Origin of the sequence: Myxococcus vastator (genome assembly GCF_010894475.1) — a bacterium.
Taxonomy (GTDB): domain Bacteria; phylum Myxococcota; class Myxococcia; order Myxococcales; family Myxococcaceae; genus Myxococcus; species Myxococcus vastator.
In genome coordinates this window covers 1-1856 of sequence record NZ_JAAIYB010000787.1, presented here as the reverse complement: position 1 = coordinate 1856, position 1856 = coordinate 1, and the positions used below count along the sequence as shown (strand labels likewise).

General features: G+C 71.0%; 2 protein-coding genes. One reads left to right on the top strand and one right to left on the bottom strand.

Features of this window, described 5'->3' with window-relative positions; all coding sequences use genetic code 11:
- The first annotated feature begins 261 nt into the window (after nt 1-261).
- Nucleotides 262-981: a hypothetical protein gene (locus tag G4D87_RS37260; RefSeq protein WP_163787519.1), complete on the top strand. Its 720-nt coding sequence runs from the start codon at nt 262-264 to the stop codon at nt 979-981.
- Nucleotides 982-995: 14 nt separating this feature from the next.
- Here the strand turns inward: G4D87_RS37260 and G4D87_RS37255 are convergent.
- Nucleotides 996-1856: Lnb N-terminal periplasmic domain-containing protein (locus G4D87_RS37255; protein ID WP_163787518.1), on the bottom strand; the 861-nt coding region annotated here is incomplete at its 5' end.

The following is a 1856-nucleotide window of genomic DNA, read 5'->3' as shown; positions in this document are numbered from 1 at the left end:
GCCCAGCCCCCTGGCGTGGCACCCACCTCCCGAGGAGCCCAAGGCCCCTGCGTCGTTGACCCGCTGAGCACGGCTGAAGTCGTCGCGACGAGGCGATGCGAGCAGGCCGCCTCGTCGCGCGACCGTGCCTCCACACAGGTGACCCGCCGGAGGATGCGCGGAGCGGCGTGGACGGTCGACGCCCGGCTGGAGGACAGCCAACACCCGCCCCGCCTTCAGGGCCCGCGCAATCGCCGGGCCGGATGGGCATATGAACGGCATATGACCGAGCCGAAGCCCCGTCCTCCCGAGAACGAGCTGCCCCCCGTTTTGGGCCGCGTGGCCTTTCTCGCCGTCGTGTCCGGCCTGACGCCGCTCATCCCCGTTCCCTTCCTGGATGACTACGCACTCCGGCAGGCCCGCGAGAGCATGGTCCTCACCATCCTCTCCGAGCACGGCCTCCCCAGGCCGGCCCGGGCGGTGGAGGTCCTCGCCGGCTCCCACCTTGGCCGGACGGCGGGCGGGCGCGTGATGAGCTCCCTGAAGGCCCTGGCGCTCTTTCCGGTGCGCAAGGTGTTCCGCAAGCTCTTCTTCGTCTTGTGGGTGAAGGACTGCGTGGACGTGGCGTCGTCAGCGCTGCATCACGGCTACCTGCTCAACCATGCCCTGGACCGTGGCGACCTGAAGCCCGAGGACCTGGAGGGCCCGCTGCCCGGGAAGCTGCACGACGCCATCGTCGCCGCCTGCGCGGAGCTGGACCCGCGCCCCGTCAACCAGGTTCTGCGCCGGCTCTTCGCGGGCAGCCGCCTGCTCATGGCCGAGGCCACCCGCGCCTTCTTCAGCTCCGGCGCCCCCGGCCCCCGCACGCCCGAGCCGGATGAGAGCGCCGAGGTGAAGACCTTGACGGAGCGCCTCATCGCCGCGCTCTGGGAGGAGCGCGGCTACTTCGCCTCGCTGCAGCAGCACTACGACACCCACCTGAAGGCGCGCCACGCCCTGTAAGGGGGCCTGGCGCGTCACGGCACGGGGGTGGCGGCCAGCGGCTCGCGGATGCGCCGCGAGAAGTCCGGGCGCCCGTCCGCCGCCTGCGCGCGCGCGTTGATGTGGTGGCGCTGGCGCACCTGCTCCAGCGGCGCGTCCCGGTCGATGAGCTCCAGCTCATACGCCAGGGCGTCCGAGAACGCCGGCAGCAAGGTGCGGTGGTCGTAGGGCACCTGGCTCTGGCTCACCTTCTCCAGGTGCCGCACCAGGTTGGTGGTGCAGTTGTTGGTGAGCGTGTCGTAGAACTCCGGCTTCTCGCGCAGCGCGTTCATCCGCGCCACCATGTCGAGGAAGAAGCTGACGATGCGCTCCTTCGACGCATCCACCGGGTAGAGGTAGACGTCATCCTTGCGGTGGTTGGAGCGCAGCTGCACCAGGTCCCGCTCATCCCCCACGACGTAGGTGAGCTCGAACTGGCGGAACAGGCCGCCCAGCGCGGAGAACGTCTCCCCCTTCTCGCGGCGGACCTCCACGGAGAAGACGAGGTAGCGCCCATCCGCGAAGCCGAAGCTCACCATGGTGTGGGCCGCGCCCCAGACACCGGAGAAGGGCTCCACGATGAACCACGCCCCCGTGAGCTCCCGCGTGTCGTACGTGGCCGAGTACCACGACGCATCCCAGTCCGACGGGGTGCGGTAGCGGAAGTCCCGGACGTCATGCAACGTCACACGGGGGCCCTCCACCACCGCCCGGGCGGAGCGCGCCAGGTCCGGCGCCCAGTCCGCCTGCGTCGCGGGCCGCACCGTCTGGGTCCACCCCCAGATGGACACACACCCGACGCCGATGACGGACACGGCGGCCCACGGTGAATGGCGCCGCCAGGCCACCCCCGCGCC

Bases quoted from the DNA above. Each gene is read 5' to 3' on its own strand.
- G4D87_RS37260 (WP_163787519.1), top strand. From the start codon at position 262: ATGACCGAGCCGAAGCCCCGTCCTCCCGAGAACGAGCTGCCCCCCGTT.